Source organism: Microbacterium lacus (assembly GCF_044794305.1).
In the GTDB taxonomy this organism is placed as follows: domain Bacteria; phylum Actinomycetota; class Actinomycetes; order Actinomycetales; family Microbacteriaceae; genus Microbacterium; species Microbacterium lacus_B.
The window spans coordinates 2,580,337-2,596,862 of sequence record NZ_CP084996.1 but is presented as its reverse complement, the minus strand read 5'-3'; the positions used below and the strand labels follow the sequence as shown (position 1 = coordinate 2,596,862).

Genomic DNA, 16,526 nt, shown 5'->3' with positions numbered 1-16,526 from the left:
AAGGTAGACAGAGCCCACCATTAGGCATCACAATCATCCGCAAGGCGCGCCCCCCGCGCCGATACCCGAGTGCACGGAGGAACGATGTCCCAGACGAGCAACGACTCCGCGAAGGTTGCGGGCGCGACCTATACGCGAGCAGGCAAGGAGTACTTCGAAAAGCGAGGCCTGAAGAGGTCGGCAGGTGTCTGGGGACTCTGGGGTCTCGCCGTCGCCGCGGTCATCTCCGGAGACTTCTCGGGCTGGAACTTCGGCATCGATTTTGCCGGATTCGGCGGGATGCTGATCGCCTTCGCGATCCTCGTCATCATGTACTACGGACTGATCTTCTCCATCGGGGAAATGGCGGCCGCGATGCCGCACACCGGAGGTGCGTACTCGTTCGCCCGCTCGGCGATGGGCCCCTGGGGTGGCCTGATCACCGGCGCCGCCGAGACGATCGAGTATGTCGCGACCACCGCGGTCATCGTCTACTTCTCGGCCTCGTACGCCGATGCCATCACCAGCGAATTGCTCGGGCTCTCGATGCCCGCATGGGTGTGGTGGGTCATCCTCTACGTGGCCTTCATCGCCCTGAACTCTGCGGGCGCCGCGATCTCGTTCAAGTTCGCGATCGTCGTTTCGATCATCTCGATCGGCATCATCCTGGTCTTCTCGCTCATGGCGCTGTTCTCGGGGGCCTTCGACTGGGCGAACCTGTGGAACATCGCACCGGACGCAGGTCAGACCGAGTTCTTGCCGCACGGTGTACTGCCGATCCTGTTCGCACTGCCCTTCGCGATGTGGTTCTTCCTCGGGATCGAAGAGCTCCCGCTCGCCGCCGAAGAGTCGCACAATCCTGTCCGCGACATCCCGCGAGCGGGTCTCTGGGCGCGCGCCACTCTCATCGTCACCGGCCTGCTGGTGCTGTTCCTCAACACGGGTGTGATCGGAGCAGAAGCTGCCGGCACCGCCGGTGAGCCACTGCTCGACGGCTTCCGGGCGATCGTGGGAGACGAAGCTGCCGCTGTCCTGGCGCTGCTTGCGCTGGTCGGTCTGCTCGCCTCGCTGCAGGGCATCATGTTCGCGTACGGACGCAACATGTATTCGCTCTCCCGGGCCGGCTACTACCCGCGGTTCCTCTCCCTCACCGGCAAGCGCAAGACACCATGGGTGGCCCTCGCTATCGGTGCGGTGATCGGCTTCATCGCCCTTGTCGTGCTCGACACGATCGCGGCTGCCGATGAGGGAGCCGGCGCGGTCGCGGGGGCGATCGTCCTCAACATCGCGGTGTGGGGCGCGGTCGTGGCGTACTTCCTGCAGATGGTCTCGTTCGTCATCCTTCGCAAGAAGCTGCCGAACGTCGAGCGTCCGTACCGCAGCCCGTGGGGCATCCCGGGAGCAATCATCGCGGCGGCCATCTCTGCCCTCATCTTCGTCGGGTTCCTGCTCAACGAAGCGTTCCAGCCGGCGATCATCGCCATCGCGATCGTCTACGTCATCATCCTGATCGGCTTCGCGCTGTTCTTCCGTCACCGCCTCGTACTCTCACCCGAAGAGGAGTACGCGCTCTCGGGCGGCACGCACCGTGACCCGCAGTCTGAGGGATACGACGTGATGGAGAAGGAAGTCTTCGGCGACAAGCCGTAGCCCGACCTGGCAGGGGAAGGGGCCGGGGCTGGAGTGGTTCGAGGGGAACACTCCAACCCCGCGCACCTGCGTGTGCGGGTTTGGCGCCAGATCAGTAAAGGAGGATCTGCTTCGGCTCGAGCGAGCGGATGCCACCGATCTCGACATCAAGACGGTAGGTCGCCCCGCCTCCGGGGGCAGCTTGGCGCGAAGCATCCGGCCCGCAGGACTCAACCGATGACCGCGTGCGATCCCACGTGAGCGGAGCCGCGCTCGTCACGGTCTGACCGGCGGCGAGCAGCACCACCATGTCACTCGGCTCGGTCTGGCAGTCCGTCGATCGCCACCACGTGTCGCTGCCGCTGGTGATCGTGAAGACCTGCGTGGTCGTTCCGACGTTCAGGCCGCAGTCCTCGGTGCCGTTGTTGGTCACGCGCATCGACAACTGCGGGTTCTGCCCCGAGCCGTACGTGTCTGAATCGGTCAGGGCCTCGACCTTGACGTCGCGTGCGATGCACGGCTCGGCGGTGGTGACGGCGGATGCCTCGGGAGCAGGCTCGACGATCACCGAAGCGCTCGGGTCGGGGTTTGCCACAGCGCTCGATCCCGCCGCGTTGTCGGGGACGGGAAGTTCGGATGCGGCATCCTGCGTCGCCGAGGGAGGCGTCGTCGTGTCGTTCTCAGAGGCGGACCCGCGCCACGGCTGGGCGATGACCAGCCACACGGCGACCGCAATGACGATCAGCAGAATCAGAAGAACGAGCCTCCGCCGGCGATAGACCGCAGGGGAGTGCTTTCTACGCCCAGTCGCACCGCTCATGCGATCAGGCTAAGCGCGTCTGTGGGACCTGCCGGGAGGGCGCGCCCGCGAGCGCTCAGCGGGTGCGCAAACCGTCCAGTGCGATGGTCAGAACGTCGTCGGCGAGGTCGGCTGCGCTCTCAGGACCCGTTGGTCGGTACCACTCGACCAGCGAGTTCACCATACCGAAGAGCAGGCGGGTGGCGATCGATGCTTCGACGTCGTCGCGCACGCTGCCCTCTTCTTGTGCGGCGCGCACCATCACGGTGACCTGGTGGTCGAACGCGCGTCGACGCTCGAGCGCATCGCGCTCAACGTCACTGTTGCCCCGCACGCGCAACAGCAGCGTGACGAACGGAAGTTTGTCGACCAGAACCGTGACCGCGCCCTGCAGCACGAAACCCAGGCGTTCCCCCGCATCGCCCGCGCGCGCGCCGGGTTGTTGCAGCACTCCCTCGAGCGAACCCAACGCTTCGTCCAGAGCGAGGCTCAGCAACTGTTCCTTCGAGTCGAAGTGGTGATACATCGCCGACTTCGACAGCCCGAGTCGATCAGCGAGCGCAGCAACCGAGGTCGCGTCATATCCCTGTTCGTTGAACACCGCGACCGCGACTTCGAGGATCTGTCGTTGGTCGTAGCCCGGGCGCCCACGGCGCGCGGCCGGTGCAGCGAGAGCAGTTGCTTGCACAGCGGGTGAATCTGGCACGCCCCCAGTCTGGCACCGGCGATGCCATCTAGACGTCATTCCTGAACGATCGGTAAGGTATTACCCGTGCTCATCGTCGAACGCCTCCCCGATCGTGTCGTGGCGACGCTGAGCCGACCCGAAACCCGCAACGCGATCGATCAGAACCTGATCGACGCTCTGCACGGGCTCTGCGCCGAACTTGAGGCTGAACCTCGCACACTCATCTTGACCGGCTCGGGCGGGGTCTTCGCCTCGGGCGCCGACATCGCCGAGTTGCGCGATCGACAAGCGGCTGATGCACGTCGCGGCATCAACGCGGTGGCGTTCATCCGGCTCCACGAACTGCCCATGCCGGTGATCGCGGCGGTCGACGGCTACGCGCTCGGCGGCGGTGCCGAGCTGGCTCTTGCCGCCGATCTTCGCATCGCCAGCCCCGCCCTCCGCTTCGGGAGCCCCGAGACAAGTCTCGGAATCATGCCCGCGGCCGGCGCGACCTGGCGCTTGCGAGAGATCGTCGGCGAAGCCCGAGCCAGCGAACTTTTGCTGACCGGCCGTTTGCTCGGCGCCGAGGAAGCCGTGGCGTGGGGGCTGGTGTCAGCCGTCCATCCCGCAGAAGACCTCCTCGCCGCCGCACATGCCGTGGCCGATCGCATCGCCGCGAACGACCCGCTCGCCACGCAACACACCAAGCGGGCGATCCGCGCGCCGCGCGAGCACCACCCCGAGATCGAGCTCGAGCTTCAGGCCGAGCTGTTCGAAAGCCCCGAGAAGTTCCGCCGCATGGGCGAGTTCCTCGAGAAACGGAGCACCCGATGACCGACATCCTGCCGAGCTACATAGGCGGCTCGTGGTGGACCCCCGCCGCTGCCGATGGCACCGACGTGCGTGATGCATCGACCGGTGAGATCGTCACCCGCGTCAGCACCGACGGGCTCGATCTCGCCGAAGCCCTGGAGTACGGTCGCGCTGTCGGCCAGGCGAGCATCGGTGCGCTCACCTTTCACGAACGGGCAGTGCTGCTCAAGAAGTTTGCGCTCGCTCTGACCGAGCGCAAGGACGAGCTCTACGCTCTGTCGGCGCGCACAGGCGCGACCACCGCCGACTCGTGGGTCGACATAGACGGCGGCATCGGCGTGCTGTTTTCGTACTCGGGCAAAGCGCGACGCGAACTTCCAAATACCCGCGTCTATGTCGACGGGCCCGTCGAACCGCTCTCGAAGGATGGCTCATTCCTCGGTCGGCATATCTACACGCGACTCCCCGGAGTAGCGGTGCAGATCAACGCGTTCAACTTCCCCGTCTGGGGGTCACTTGAGAAGTTCGCCCCGGCCTTCCTCGCCGGCATGCCGACGCTCGTCAAACCGGCGACTCCGACCGGCTACCTCGCTGAGGCGTTCGTGCGCATCCTGGTCGAGTCGGGGCTGCTCCCCGAAGGATCACTGCAACTGGTCAGTGGCAGTGTTCCGACGCTCTTCGACCACCTCCGCCTGGGCGACATCGTCGGCTTCACCGGCAGTGCGTCCACGGCTGAGAAGCTGCGCCAGCACGACTGCGTGCAGACCGGCGGCGTGCGGTTCACGAGCGAAACCGACTCGATCAACGCCTCGATTCTCGGGCCCGATGCCGTCGCGGGAACGCCCGAGTTCGACGCCTACGTGCGCCAACTCGTGACCGAGATGACCTCCAAGGCCGGGCAGAAGTGCACCGCGATCCGTCGTGCGATCGTGCCTGCAGCATCCGTCGACTCCCTCATCGAAGCCGTGCAGGCGCGCATCACCGAGCGCGTCGTGGTCGGTGACCCGCGCGCCGAGGGCGTGACCATGGGCCCCCTCGCCTCGATCGCTCAGCGCGACGACGTCGTGGCGCAGGTCGATCGGTTGAAGGCCGCAGGCGGCCAAGTGGTGGTCGGGTCGACCGATGCGCCGGCGGTGACGCACGCAGACGGGTCGGTCGGCGCAGCTCCGGACGGCGCGTTCCTCATGCCCCTGATGCTGCGATTCGCGGATGCTTCGACCGACGCCGTCCACGAGATCGAGGCCTTCGGCCCCGTCACGTCGCTGCTGTCGTACGACACGGTGGCCGAAGCATCCGCCCTCGTCGCCCGCGGTGGCGGCTCACTCGTCACGAGCATCGCCACTCACGACCCCGCCACAGCCCTTGAGCTCATGAGCGGAATCTCGGCCTACAACGGGCGCGTGCTGCTGCTCGACCGCGACGACGCCCGGTCATCGACAGGCCACGGGTCGGCGCTGCCGAACCTCGTGCACGGCGGGCCGGGTCGCGCCGGCGGCGGCGAAGAGCTCGGCGGAATCCGCGCTGTGCTCCATCACATGCAGCGGACCGCGGTGCAGGGCTCGCCTCAGATGCTCACGGCGCTGACCGGAGTGTGGCACGCCGGAGCCACCGCGAACGGCGGGGGGCAGCATCCGTTCCGCAAATCACTGGCAGAACTGCGCATCGGCGACCAGATCGTCTCGGCGACGCGCGCGGTCACGCTCGACGACATCGAGACGTTCGCGCACTTCACCGGCGACACGTTCTACGCCCACATGGACGAAGACGCGGCCGCCGCGAACCCGTTCTTTCCCGGGCGCGTCGCGCACGGCTACCTGCTCGTGTCGTGGGCTGCCGGACTCTTCGTCGACCCCGAACCCGGGCCGGTACTGGCGAACTACGGACTCGAGAACCTGCGGTTCATCACGCCCGTGTCGCCGGACGATGTGATTCGCGTCACGCTGACGGCGAAACAGATCACCCCGCGTGAGACCGACGAATACGGCGAAGTCCGGTGGGATGCGGTCATCCACAACCAGCACGATGAGATCGTCGCCACCTACGACGTGCTGACGCTCGTCGCCAAGGAGCTCGCCTCAGCGTGACGGGAGCGTGCGATCGGTCGTGAGCGAGCGCCCGCGCAGCTCGGCCACGACCTCGCCCGACTCGTCGGTCACCGTGACGTCATAGAGTCCGGCGCGACCGTTGCGTGCGCGGCGGATCGCGGTCGCGGTGAGCGTCTGCCCGGCTGTGGTCGACTTCAGGAACGTGATGTCAGCGCCCTGCGCCACGGTGATGCGCTCGTCTTCGTTGCACGCGATCGCGAACGCTGTATCGGCAAGGGCGAACACGAACCCACCGTGGGTGATCTGAAAGCCGTTGGTCATGTCGTCGCGAACGACCATGTTCACCACCGAGTGACCGGGTTCGTCGTGTTCGACGACCATCCCCAGACTCGCCGAGGCGAGGTCGCGTTCCATCATCGCTTTCGTCGGTCGCTCCATGTCTGCAATAATAACTAAACGATCGTTCTGTAAAGAAGCGATCGTTTAAAGGAGTCGATGATGACCATCCCCGAGGTGACAGTCGGAGCGAGCGCGGCCGCCGCAGATGACGCCCAGGCGACCTTCGACGCCCTCATCGCCGCCGAGCAGCGCATCGAGCCGCGCGACTGGATGCCCGATGCCTATCGCCGCACGCTGATCCGCCAGATCTCGCAGCACGGGCACTCCGAGATCATCGGCATGCAACCCGAGGGCAACTGGATCACGCGGGCGCCGAGCCTCAAGCGCAAAGCGATCCTGATGGCGAAGGTGCAAGACGAAGCCGGCCACGGTCTGTATCTCTACTCGGCGGCGCAGACCCTCGGCATCACACGCGACGAGATGACGCAACAGCTCATCGAGGGCAAAGCCAAGTACTCGTCGATCTTCAACTACCCCACCCCGACCTGGGCCGACATGGGCGCGATCGGCTGGCTCGTCGACGGCGCCGCGATCTGCAACCAGGTGCCCCTGTGCCGCGCGTCCTACGGACCGTACGGCCGCGCGATGGTGCGCATCTGCAAGGAGGAGTCGTTCCACCAGCGGCAGGGTTTCGAGATTCTGCTGACCCTCATGCAGGGAACACGCGCGCAGCGGGAGATGGCTCAGGATGCTGTGAACCGCTGGTACTGGCCGTCGCTGATGATGTTCGGGCCACCCGATGACCAGTCGCCGAACTCGGCGCAGTCGACGGAGTGGAAGATCAAGCGGTTCTCGAACGATGAACTCCGACAGAGATTCATCGGGATGCTGGTGCCCCAGGCGGGGATCCTGGGCGTGACGTTGCCCGACCCGAACCTCCGGTGGAATGACGAGACCGGGCAGTACGACATGAGCGAGATCGACTGGGCGGAGTTCTTCGAAGTCCTCGCCGGGCGCGGCCCGATGAACGCCGAGCGCCTGCGCGCCCGGCGCGAAGCGCACGAGAACGGTGCGTGGGTGCGCGAGGCTGCGGCGGAGTACGCCCGCAAGACCGCGGCGCGCGAACGGAAGGTGGCGTGATGGCCACGCCGGGAGGTTCCCCCGCCGAGACCTGGCCGCTGTGGGAGGTCTTCGTCCGCGCGAGCCGGGGGTTGTCTCACGTGCACGCCGGGTCGCTGCATGCTCCGGATGCTGAGATGGCTGTGCGCAACGCCCGCGACCTTTACACGCGGCGGGGCGAGGGAACGTCGATCTGGGTCGTGCCGGCCGAGGCGATCACCACGAGCGACCCCGACTCGAAGGGCGCCTTCTTCGAGAGCCCGGCCGGCAAGAACTACCGTCACGCCGTGTACTACACGGCCTCGGAGGGGGTGCCGCACCTGTGAATGACCACGATGTGCACGTCACTGTCGACGAACTCGCGCTCTCGGCCGAACTCTCGGGCGACGAGACCGCGACGGCGACCCCCGATGTGGCCGAGTACGCCCTCTGGCTCGGCGATGATGCCCTGATCCTCTCGCAGCAGCTCGGCTGGTGGATCGCTCGCGCCCCCGAACTCGAAGAAGACGTCGCCCTCGGCAACATCGCCCTCGACCTGCTCGGCCACGCCCGGTCGCTGCTGCGCTACGCCGGAACCGCCGATGGCCGCACAGAGGATGACCTCGCGTACTGGCGCGACGAGCCGGAGTTCCGTTCGGCGTGGATCGTCGAGCAGCCGAACGGCGACTTCGCCCAGACCATCGCTCGGCAGCTCGTCGTATCGACCTACATGTTCGAACTCTACAGCGCTCTGTGCGGCTCGAGCGATCCCACGCTCGCCGCCGTCGCCGAGAAGTCGTTGAAAGAGGTCGACTACCACCGCGACCACGCCGTGCAGTGGACCCTGCGCCTGGCCGGTGGCACAGACGAGTCACGGGAGCGGATGATCCGCGCCGTCGCGGCGGTGTGGCCGTACGTCGACGAACTGTTCTGCGACGACCCCCTGATCGATCGCCTGGAGGGCATCGCCGCGCGCCCGTCCACGCTGCGCGCAGCTTTCGATGCGGTGATCGCCGCAGTCCTCGATGAGGCCGAACTGGACGTGCCGACCGGCTTCGTCTCATCCGGAGGCGGGCGCAGAGGCATCCACTTCTCCACGCTCGGTTTTCTGCTCGCAGAGATGCAGGTGCTCGCCCGCCAGCATCGGGGGGCGACATGGTGACCGCAACCGCATTCTCGCGCGACCACGCCTGGACGATCGCGGCGACCGTCACAGACCCCGAAGTCCCCGTCCTGACGATCGAAGACCTCGGAGTGCTGCGCTCCGTCGATATCGACGGCACCCGCGTCATCGTGACCCTCACCCCGACCTACAGCGGATGCCCCGCCCTCGATGCGATGCGCGACGACGTGGTACTCGCCCTCACCGCGGCAGGCTATGACAGCGTCGAGGTGCGCACGACGCTCTCGCCCGCGTGGACGACGGATTGGATGACGGATGCGGGCAAGCACAAGCTCACTGCCTACGGCATCGCGCCGCCGTCGGGTCGCTCGGCGATCGGGCAGGGTCCGATCCGACTGCGCATCGCCGTGAAGTGCCCCCGCTGCGGGTCGCTTGACACCGCGGAGGTCGCGCGCTTCGGCTCAACCTCGTGCAAGGCGCTGTACGAGTGCCGGGCGTGCCTCGAACCCTTCGATCACTTCAAAGTCATATGAGCGGTTCGCGGGAACACACCACGCGCCGCCGCGCGCGCTTTCACGAGCTCGAGGTGTCTGCCATCAGATCACTGACTGCAGAGAGCATCGAGGTGACCTTCGCGGTGCCGCCCGGGCTGCACGGTGAGTACGACTATCTGCCGGGTCAGTACGTTGCGCTCCGCGCGCATGTCGACGGCCACGAAGTGCGGCGCAGCTATTCGATCTGCCGGCCACCGACCCCGGGCAGCATCAGCGTCGGCATCAAACGTGACCTCGGCGGGCTCTTCTCAGTGTGGGCGCACGAGAATCTTGCCGTCGGCGACCGCATCGAGGTGATGAGCCCGGAAGGGACGTTCACGTCGAACCTGCCCGACCTCGACGGCGCCCACCTCGCGGGCATCGCGGCGGGCTCGGGGGTGACGCCCATGATGGCCGTGGCCGCATCCGTCCTGGCTGCCTCAGAAACCGCTCGGTTCACCCTGATCTACACGAATCGCGCGACGCAGGACGTGATGTTCCTCGAAGACCTCGCCGACCTCAAGGATCGCTACCCCGCGCGGCTCGCCCTGCACCATGTGCTCTCGCGCGAGCAGCGCGCGGCGCCGCTGCTGTCGGGCCGGATCGATGCCGAGAAGCTCGATGCGATCCTCGACCGGCTCGTGCCCCCGGCGACCGTCACGGAGTGGTTTCTGTGCGGCCCGTTCGAGCTCGTGACGCTGTGCCGCGAGCGCCTCGAAGCGCACGGCGTGGCCGCGCGCGACATCCGTTTCGAACTCTTCACGACGGATGCTTCGACCCCCCGAGTCGACCGCGGACGAGCTCTCTCGGTGCGACCGGGCGATGAAACGTACACGGTCGAGTTCACTCTCGATGGGATGTCGTCTCGGGTCGAGTCGCCGGTCGCGGCGAACGAGGCGATTCTGGATGCTGCGCTCCGCGTCCGCGGCGACGTGCCGTTCGCCTGCGCCGGCGGAGTGTGCGGAACGTGTCGCGCGCGGGTCGTCGAGGGTGCCGTGCGAATGACGCAGAACTTCGCGCTCGAGCCCGACGAACTCGAGCGCGGGTACGTCTTGACATGCCAATCCCACCCCACGACCGAGCGGGTCGTCGTCGACTACGACGTCTGATGCCGCGCGCTCTCATCCCGGACACCCCGAAAAACGCATTGAACTTCCTGTTCACATACCGCCGGGGTCGGAGCGGTGTGATGTGGCGTGCGGGACCCCTGCGTCGTGTCATCAGGGATGCGCCCAATTCAGGATGCTTCGGCCCCGGTTCCTCCTGATTTCGCCGCATCACCTGAACTGGCCGCACCTTCTGTGTGAGCGGGTAGTTCAATGACCTCGTGTGAGCGGGTAGTTCAATGACCTCGTGTGAGCGGGTAGTTCAATGACCTCGTGTGAGCGGGTAGTTCAATGACCTCGTGTGAGCGGGTAGTTCAATGACCTCGTGTGAGCGGGTAGTTCAATGACCTCTCACAGACATGCTCCGAGGACAAGCACCGCGCCGCCCCGCCTCAAGTGGCATCGTGTCGTGGTCGACCGATACGTTCGAGCCATGAAAGTCTCCGCCAAGGTCGTCTATCCCGCTGCCGCTGTCGTCGTCGCGGGACTCGTAGCGACGGCTGTTGCGTTCGGCACGGTGGCGGTCACCGAAATGATCCAGAATCCGGCCAATCCCCTCTCGCCTGGACTGCCGGCGACCGGATCCCCCGCCGCGGGGTTCGAAAACTCACAGCGAGGCTGAAACCACCGGAGGATCAACGATGATCGACCTCGAGATTGACGACTCAGGCGTTGGCCGGGTCGCGCACATCACTCTCAACGCGCCGCAGAAGCTCAATGCGCTCGACGAGGCGGCACTCCGAGAGCTCGATGCGGCGTACGCGGAGGCAGAGGCATCCGGCGTCCGTGCGCTCGTCCTGCGCGGCGAGGGTCGAGCATTCTGCGCGGGACGCGATATCTCGGCGGTCGACCCCCGCGACGATGACGTCATCGGCTACCTCGGCGGGCTCGTCACTCCCCTCCTGCGCCGAATCGCGGGGTTCCCCGCTCCGACGTTCGCCGCCGCGCAGGGCGCGTGCCTCGGCGTCGGACTCGGGCTGCTGATCGCGACCGATGTCGTCTACGTCGCCGACACCGCCAAGATCGGCTCGCCGTTCGCCGCGCTCGGCGCGACGCTCGACTCGGGCGGGCACGCACTCTTCTACGCACGGCTCGGCGCCCACAAGACGCTCGATCTGATCTACACGGGCCGCCTCATGACCGGCGCCGAGGCCGTGGGATCGGGCCTGTTCTCGCGCGTGTTTCCCGCAGAGGACGTACTCGCCGAAACAGTCGAGGCGGCGGGGCGCGCAGCATCCGGAGCCACCGCCGCGTTCCGCGCCAGCAAGCAACTCATCGCGAAGATCCGAGACGAGAGGCTCGCGCTGTGGGACTCGGTCGAAATCGAGAACGCCGCGCAGGCGGCGCTGTGCGACACCGATGACTATCGCGAGGGATTCGCTGCATTCCAAGAGAAGCGTCCGCCGCGCTTCACCGGAAGCTGACGACGATCAGAAGCCGACGATGTCGAGCATGTCGGCCGACCACCGGTGCACGTTGTCGAGGTCGTCGGCGAAGGACGGGTTGACCTGGGCAGTGCCGGTGAACCACAGGTCGAACGCGACCTGACGGACGGCGATGTAGTCATCGAGGCGCGTGTCGTCGATCTCTCGGCGTGAGCGGTACCCGGCGAGAAAAGCGTCGCGGCACGCCTCGTAGTGGTCTTCGTCCCGCTGCTCCCACAGGGCCACCGCGACGTCGTACAGCCGTGGGCCTGTTCCGCAATCGTCGAAGTCGATCAGCTTCACCGCTCTCCCGGCGAAGACGGCATTGCCGAGGTGCAGGTCGGCGTGGATCAGTCCGACGTCTTCTTGCGCGGCCATGGCGGGGAGCATCCGCTCTGCGACTCCCTCGAAGCGCGTCCGCAGTTCTGCGGGCAGGAGCGTCCAACACTCCGAAGCTGAGATGTCACCATAGACCATGACATCGCCGAAGAACGCTTCGTGGTCCCAGGTGAGCCGCACGAAGTCCGCAGGCGGCGTCCAGCCATCGGCCTGATGGTGCAGACTCGCCATCGCAGAACCCAGCCGCTCGAAGTACACGGGCCGCGGCGAATCCTCGTGAATGCGCCCCTCCATCCACCGCATGACTGAGACCACTCGCGTCTCGCCTGCTGCCGTCGCCACCACGGTCGGGGAACCATCGACAGAGTCGAGGGCGTCCGGCACCTCGAGATCGGTGTCGTGCCGGATCGCCCGCAACCATGCGATCTCAGAAAGAATCGGCGCCTCGGGGTCGACGTCGCGACCGTGCCGCATCGGACGATGCACCCGCACGAGGTGCCGCCCCGCCGCACTATCGTGTCGGAAGGTCGTGTTCTCGCCGTGCGCCACGAAGGTCAAGCGACCTGCGGGCAACGGATACTGCCGCAACGCCTCGACCGCGACCGCACGAAGGCGCGTCACCTGGGCGCGACGCGTGAGCATGATCACACTGTGGCCGACAGCATCCGTCGAATCAACGCCAGCACCGCGAAAGCGTCAGAGGGTCTTCAGCATCCGGGTGTTGCCGAGAGTGTTGGGCTTCACGTGCGCGAGGTCCAAGAACTCCGCGATGCCCTCGTCGGGGCTGCGCACCAACTGCGAGTAGACATCGGGGTCGACGACCGCTTCGCCGATCTCGGCGAATCCGCGCCGGGTGAAGAACTCGACCTCGAAGGTCAGGCAGAACAGTCGGCTGAGTCCCAGCGCGCGGGCGTTGTTCTCGAGCCCTTCGACGATCGCGCTGCCCACGCCGTGGTGCAACCACTCGTCGGCGACGATCAGCGTGCGAATCTCGCCGAGGTCTTCCCACATGACGTGCAGAGCGCCGCAGCCGATCAACTGGCCAGAAGCATCCTCCGCCACGACGAACTGCTGCACCGCCTCATAGAGGACGACGAGGTCCTTGCCCAGCAGAATGCGGCGCTGTACGTACGGTTCGAGCATCGCCTGGATGCCTCGCACGTCGGCGCTCCGCGCCTGGCGAACCACGAAGGGGGCTGAATCCGTCACGAGACCAGCCTATTGTGGCCGCCACGTGGCTTTCTGTAACCCATCCGCAACAGCCGTGCACCATTCTTAGTAGATGTCGATCAAAGTTGCGCTCGAGCACTACACCGCGTACGAGTTCGCCCGGCCCATCTCGGTGGCGCCGCACGTGGTGAGACTGCGCCCCGCGCCGCACTCCCGCACGCCGATCGAGGCCTACTCGCTCGACATCAGTCCGAAGAACCACTTCCTCAACTGGCAGCAGGACCCCTTCGGCAATTGGCTGGCGCGCATCGTCTTCCCCGAGAAGGTCAGCAAACTCGAGATCACGGTCGGCCTCATCGCCGACATGATGGTGATCAACCCGCTTGACTTCTTCATCGAGGAGTACGCCGAGCGCTTCCCCTTCACGTACGAGCAGAGCCTTGCAGCCGACCTCGCGCCCTACCTGCGCCCGGTCGAAGAGAGTGACCAGGCAGAACTGTGGCGCCAACGGCTCCCTGCCCTCCCACCGGAGGGCGTGCCGACGGTCACGTTCCTCGCGAACCTGAACCGCGCCGTGAGTAGCGACGTCGCCTACAGCGTGCGGATGGAAGCGGGCGTGCAGAGCCCCGACCACACCCTGGCGTCGGGCATCGGTTCGTGCCGCGACAGCGCCTGGCTGCTCGTGAGCCTGCTGCGCAAGTACGGCCTGGCCGCCCGCTTCGTCTCGGGGTACCTCGTCCAACTCACTGCCGACCAGAAGTCGCTCGATGGCCCGAGTGGCCCCGAAGCCGATTTCACCGATCTGCACGCGTGGGCAGAGGTCTTCATCCCCGGCGCGGGATGGGTCGGGCTCGACGCGACCAGCGCCCTGTTCGCCGGTGAAGGACACATCCCGCTGAGCGCAACGCCGCATCCGTCCAGCGCCGCCCCCATTGAGGGCGCGACCGAGCGTGTCGATGTCACGTTCGCCTTCCACAACGAAGTGCGCAGGATCCACGAAGACCCGCGCACGACGAAGCCCTTCACCGACCACCAGTGGCAGCGCATCGACGCTCTCGGCGAGGCGGTCGACGAGCGCCTGCGCGAGGGCGATGTGCGCCTCACGATGGGCGGCGAGCCGACGTTCGTCTCACTGGATGACTCGACCAGCCCACAGTGGAATACCGACGCCGACGGCCCCGAGAAGCGAGAACTCGCGAACGTCCTCGCCGAGCGCCTGCGCGAAACGTACGCGCGGGGCGGTGCCGTGCACCGCGGTCAGGGCAAGTGGTACCCGGGAGAAGATCTGCCCCGGTGGAACATCGCGCTGCAGTGGCGGGTGGATGGCGTCCCGCTCTGGAACGATCCGAAACTGTTCGCCGACCCGTGGGGTGCGTGGCAGGATGCCTGGGCCCCCGCCCGCGCCGAAGCGGTCGCCCGTCGGGCCACAACTCTGCTGGGCATCCCCGCGGGCCAGTTGATTCCGGCCTTCGAGGACCCGTTGGCCGCGATCGCCGCCGAGCTGCGTGAACCCGCGGGCGCCAAGGTCGACAGCGAGCCCACCACCGAGGATGTCGCCGATCTCGACCGCGGGGTCGCGAAGCCGACCGGCTGGGTGCTCCCCCTCACCACGGGCGAGACCTGGACGAGCCCGGCGTGGACATTCCGCCGCGGGCGGCTCGTGCTCATCCCCGGCACCAGCGCCGTGGGGCTCCGTCTCCCGCTGGACTCCATCTCGTGGACCGACCCCGAGGGCCCCGGCGAACCGTCCTATCTTGAGGCGGACGAGCCGCTCATCGTCGGGATTCCGCCCGTCCAGGTCGTCTCACCCGAAGACGCGCAGACCACCGCGCTTACCTTCGAGGGCCGCGACGGCCAGGTGCACGTCTTCCTGCCGCCGACGACCGACCTCGAGTCGTACGCAAGCCTGCTGCACGTCATCGAACGCGCCGCGGCCGACTCGAACGTACCCGTCGTGCTCGAGGGCTACGGCCCGCCGCCGGACGCCCGCGTCACCCAGCTCATCGTCACTCCCGACCCCGGGGTGATCGAGGTCAACGTGCAGCCGACGGCGTCGTGGTCCGAGCAGCGCAACCTGACCTTCACGCTCTACGACGAGGCCCGCAGGGCGCGGCTGTCGACCGAGAAGTTCGACCTCGACGGGACGCACACCGGCACGGGTGGCGGTAACCACCTGACGCTCGGCGGCAGCCAGCCGATCGACTCGCCGCTGCTGCGCCGGCCCGATCTGCTCGCGAGCCTCATCACGTACTGGCAGAGGCATCCATCCCTGTCGTATTTGTTCTCGGGACGCTTCATCGGTCCGACGAGTCAAGCGCCACGGTTCGACGAGGGCCGGCCCGAGGCTGTGTACGAGATGGAGATCGCGCTGCAGGAAGTGCGCCGCATGTCGGATGCGGCCGCCGACCTGGGCGAGAAGTCACTGCCGTGGGTGGTCGACCGGGCACTCCGCCACCTGCTCACCGACCTCACCGGCAACACGCACCGCGCCGAGTTCTGCATCGACAAGCTGTACAGCCCCGATTCCAGCCGCGGCCGATTGGGACTGCTCGAGCTGCGCGGATTCGAAATGCCGCCGCATCCGGAACTGGCGCTCGTACAGGCACTTCTCGTGCGCAGCCTCGTGGCGATGTTCTGGGACACCCCGTACACGGCCCCGCTGATCCGTTGGGGCACGGGATTGCACGAAGACTTCCTGCTCCCGCAGGGCGCTCTGAGCGACATCTACGAGGTCGTGGCAGATCTGCGCGCGCACGGCATCGCATTTGAAGAGACCTGGCTCGACTCGTTCACCGAGTTCCGTTTCCCCCGCATCGGGATGACGCGGATCTCCGCGACGACTGGTGGGGCATCGACGGCGGATGCTTCAGCCGAGGGCTGGACGGGATTCGCGGCGAGCGTCGGCGGGCCGCAGATCGAACTCGAACTGCGCCAGGCGATCGAGCCTTGGCACGTGCTCGGCGAAGAGGCGACCGCGGGCGGCACCGCCCGCTACGTGGACTCGTCGGTCGAGCGCATCCAGATCAAGCTCAACGGAATCGATCCCGCTCGCCACTTGGTCACCTGCAACGGTGTCGCCGTGCCGCTGACATCGACCGGACATCTCGGCGAGTACTACGCAGGCGTCCGCTACCGGGCGTGGCAGCCGTGGTCGGCGCTGCACCCCTCGATCGAGGTGCACGCTCCGCTCACCGTTGAGGTCGTCGACATCCCCTCCGCGGTCAGTCTCGGCGGTGCGACCTACCACGTGGTGCACCCCGGCGGTCGGGCGTATGACCACCCGCCGATCAACGCGAACGAGGCCGAAGCACGGCGTTCCGGACGCTTCGAACCGCGAGGTCACACCCCCGGCGCATTCGACGTCGCCGGAGCCCGAGAGATGGGGCGCCGCGCGGCGAGCGTCGACTATCCCCGTACGCTGGACCTTCGGAGGGTTCCGCAGGGGTGACGGTACTACGC

Annotated in this window: 16 protein-coding genes; 11 read left to right on the top strand and 5 right to left on the bottom strand. The window is 66.8% G+C overall.

The window, feature by feature from the left end; genetic code table 11:
- Nucleotides 1-84 precede the first annotated feature (84 nt).
- Nucleotides 85-1,629, top strand: coding sequence for an amino acid permease (locus LG299_RS12370; protein ID WP_404430647.1), 1,545 nt, complete (start codon nucleotides 85-87; stop codon nucleotides 1,627-1,629).
- A 91-nt stretch (nucleotides 1,630-1,720) separates the two neighbouring features.
- Here LG299_RS12370 and LG299_RS12365 read toward each other — a convergent pair whose 3' ends face one another.
- Together LG299_RS12365 and LG299_RS12360 are read right to left on the bottom strand one after the other, a co-directional pair.
- Entirely contained in the window at nucleotides 1,721-2,428 is a 708-nt protein-coding gene (locus LG299_RS12365) for a hypothetical protein (RefSeq protein ID WP_404430645.1), read from the bottom strand.
- Nucleotides 2,429-2,483: 55 nt separating this feature from the next.
- Nucleotides 2,484-3,113, bottom strand: coding sequence for a TetR/AcrR family transcriptional regulator (locus LG299_RS12360; RefSeq protein ID WP_404430643.1), 630 nt, complete (start codon nucleotides 3,111-3,113; stop codon nucleotides 2,484-2,486).
- 66 nt (nucleotides 3,114-3,179) lie between these two features.
- Between LG299_RS12360 and LG299_RS12355 the strand changes: the two genes are divergently transcribed.
- Both LG299_RS12355 and paaZ read left to right on the top strand, forming a co-directional pair.
- A complete protein-coding gene (locus LG299_RS12355; protein ID WP_404430641.1) occupies nucleotides 3,180-3,911 on the top strand; it encodes an enoyl-CoA hydratase/isomerase family protein in 732 nt (243 codons plus the stop codon).
- Nucleotides 3,908-5,974 carry a phenylacetic acid degradation bifunctional protein PaaZ gene (paaZ, locus tag LG299_RS12350; protein ID WP_404430639.1) on the top strand — a complete coding sequence of 689 codons (2,067 nt, stop codon included), beginning with the start codon at nucleotides 3,908-3,910 and terminating at the stop codon, nucleotides 5,972-5,974. The genes LG299_RS12355 and paaZ overlap by 4 nt, the downstream gene beginning before the upstream one ends.
- Here paaZ and paaI read toward each other — a convergent pair.
- Nucleotides 5,966-6,373, bottom strand: a complete 408-nt coding sequence (gene paaI, locus LG299_RS12345) for a hydroxyphenylacetyl-CoA thioesterase PaaI (RefSeq protein ID WP_404430637.1) — start codon at nucleotides 6,371-6,373, stop codon at nucleotides 5,966-5,968. The two genes, paaZ and paaI, sit on opposite strands and share 9 nt — an antisense overlap.
- Nucleotides 6,374-6,430: 57 nt before the next feature.
- Between paaI and paaA the strand changes: the two genes are divergently transcribed.
- From paaA to LG299_RS12310, 7 genes are all read left to right on the top strand, one after another.
- Nucleotides 6,431-7,414, top strand: a complete 984-nt coding sequence (gene paaA, locus LG299_RS12340; protein WP_404430635.1) for a 1,2-phenylacetyl-CoA epoxidase subunit PaaA — start codon at nucleotides 6,431-6,433, stop codon at nucleotides 7,412-7,414.
- The gene (paaB, locus tag LG299_RS12335) at nucleotides 7,414-7,719 is read left to right on the top strand and encodes a 1,2-phenylacetyl-CoA epoxidase subunit PaaB (protein ID WP_404430633.1); all 306 of its coding nucleotides are present in this window, start codon (nucleotides 7,414-7,416) and stop codon (nucleotides 7,717-7,719) included. The genes paaA and paaB overlap by 1 nt, the downstream gene beginning before the upstream one ends.
- Nucleotides 7,716-8,534 carry a 1,2-phenylacetyl-CoA epoxidase subunit PaaC gene (gene paaC, locus LG299_RS12330; RefSeq protein ID WP_404430631.1) on the top strand — a complete coding sequence of 273 codons (819 nt, stop codon included), beginning with the start codon at nucleotides 7,716-7,718 and terminating at the stop codon, nucleotides 8,532-8,534. Before paaB ends, paaC begins: the two co-directional genes overlap by 4 nt.
- Entirely contained in the window at nucleotides 8,528-9,028 is a 501-nt protein-coding gene (gene paaD, locus LG299_RS12325) for a 1,2-phenylacetyl-CoA epoxidase subunit PaaD (protein WP_404430629.1), read from the top strand. The genes paaC and paaD overlap by 7 nt, the downstream gene beginning before the upstream one ends.
- Complete coding sequence (gene paaE / locus LG299_RS12320) at nucleotides 9,025-10,137, top strand: 1,2-phenylacetyl-CoA epoxidase subunit PaaE (RefSeq protein WP_404430627.1); 1,113 nt, start codon at nucleotides 9,025-9,027, stop codon at nucleotides 10,135-10,137. The genes paaD and paaE overlap by 4 nt, the downstream gene beginning before the upstream one ends.
- A gap of 430 nt (nucleotides 10,138-10,567) precedes the next feature.
- Complete coding sequence (locus tag LG299_RS12315; RefSeq protein ID WP_404430625.1) at nucleotides 10,568-10,756, top strand: hypothetical protein; 189 nt, start codon at nucleotides 10,568-10,570, stop codon at nucleotides 10,754-10,756.
- 19 nt (nucleotides 10,757-10,775) lie between these two features.
- Nucleotides 10,776-11,558, top strand: coding sequence for an enoyl-CoA hydratase/isomerase family protein (locus LG299_RS12310; protein WP_404430623.1), 783 nt, complete (start codon nucleotides 10,776-10,778; stop codon nucleotides 11,556-11,558).
- Nucleotides 11,559-11,564: 6 nt separating this feature from the next.
- On the opposite strand, the gene LG299_RS12305 is transcribed toward LG299_RS12310, so the two are convergent.
- Entirely contained in the window at nucleotides 11,565-12,539 is a 975-nt protein-coding gene (locus tag LG299_RS12305) for a phosphotransferase enzyme family protein (RefSeq protein ID WP_404430621.1), read from the bottom strand.
- A 54-nt stretch (nucleotides 12,540-12,593) separates the two neighbouring features.
- Nucleotides 12,594-13,040, bottom strand: a complete 447-nt coding sequence (locus tag LG299_RS12300; RefSeq protein ID WP_404434880.1) for an amino-acid N-acetyltransferase — start codon at nucleotides 13,038-13,040, stop codon at nucleotides 12,594-12,596.
- 139 nt (nucleotides 13,041-13,179) lie between these two features.
- On the opposite strand from LG299_RS12300, the gene LG299_RS12295 reads away from it, so the two are divergent.
- A complete protein-coding gene (locus LG299_RS12295) occupies nucleotides 13,180-16,515 on the top strand; it encodes a DUF2126 domain-containing protein (RefSeq protein WP_404430619.1) in 3,336 nt (1,111 codons plus the stop codon).
- Nucleotides 16,516-16,526 lie beyond the last annotated feature (11 nt).

What these genes read in the sequence shown, in the direction of transcription:
- LG299_RS12370 (WP_404430647.1), top strand. Translation starts at nt 85, where the DNA reads ATGTCCCAGACGAGCAACGACTCCGCGAAGGTTGCGGGCGCGACCTAT.
- LG299_RS12365 (WP_404430645.1), bottom strand. Translation starts at nt 2,428, where the DNA reads ATGAGCGGTGCGACTGGGCGTAGAAAGCACTCCCCTGCGGTCTATCGC.
- paaZ (WP_404430639.1), top strand. Translation starts at nt 3,908, where the DNA reads ATGACCGACATCCTGCCGAGCTACATAGGCGGCTCGTGGTGGACCCCC.
- paaI (WP_404430637.1), bottom strand. Translation starts at nt 6,373, where the DNA reads ATGGAGCGACCGACGAAAGCGATGATGGAACGCGACCTCGCCTCGGCG.
- paaA (WP_404430635.1), top strand. Translation starts at nt 6,431, where the DNA reads ATGATGACCATCCCCGAGGTGACAGTCGGAGCGAGCGCGGCCGCCGCA.
- paaB (WP_404430633.1), top strand. Translation starts at nt 7,414, where the DNA reads ATGGCCACGCCGGGAGGTTCCCCCGCCGAGACCTGGCCGCTGTGGGAG.
- paaD (WP_404430629.1), top strand. Translation starts at nt 8,528, where the DNA reads ATGGTGACCGCAACCGCATTCTCGCGCGACCACGCCTGGACGATCGCG.
- paaE (WP_404430627.1), top strand. Translation starts at nt 9,025, where the DNA reads ATGAGCGGTTCGCGGGAACACACCACGCGCCGCCGCGCGCGCTTTCAC.
- LG299_RS12315 (WP_404430625.1), top strand. Translation starts at nt 10,568, where the DNA reads ATGAAAGTCTCCGCCAAGGTCGTCTATCCCGCTGCCGCTGTCGTCGTC.
- LG299_RS12310 (WP_404430623.1), top strand. Translation starts at nt 10,776, where the DNA reads ATGATCGACCTCGAGATTGACGACTCAGGCGTTGGCCGGGTCGCGCAC.
- LG299_RS12305 (WP_404430621.1), bottom strand. Translation starts at nt 12,539, where the DNA reads ATGCTCACGCGTCGCGCCCAGGTGACGCGCCTTCGTGCGGTCGCGGTC.
- LG299_RS12300 (WP_404434880.1), bottom strand. Translation starts at nt 13,040, where the DNA reads ATGCTCGAACCGTACGTACAGCGCCGCATTCTGCTGGGCAAGGACCTC.
- LG299_RS12295 (WP_404430619.1), top strand. Translation starts at nt 13,180, where the DNA reads ATGTCGATCAAAGTTGCGCTCGAGCACTACACCGCGTACGAGTTCGCC.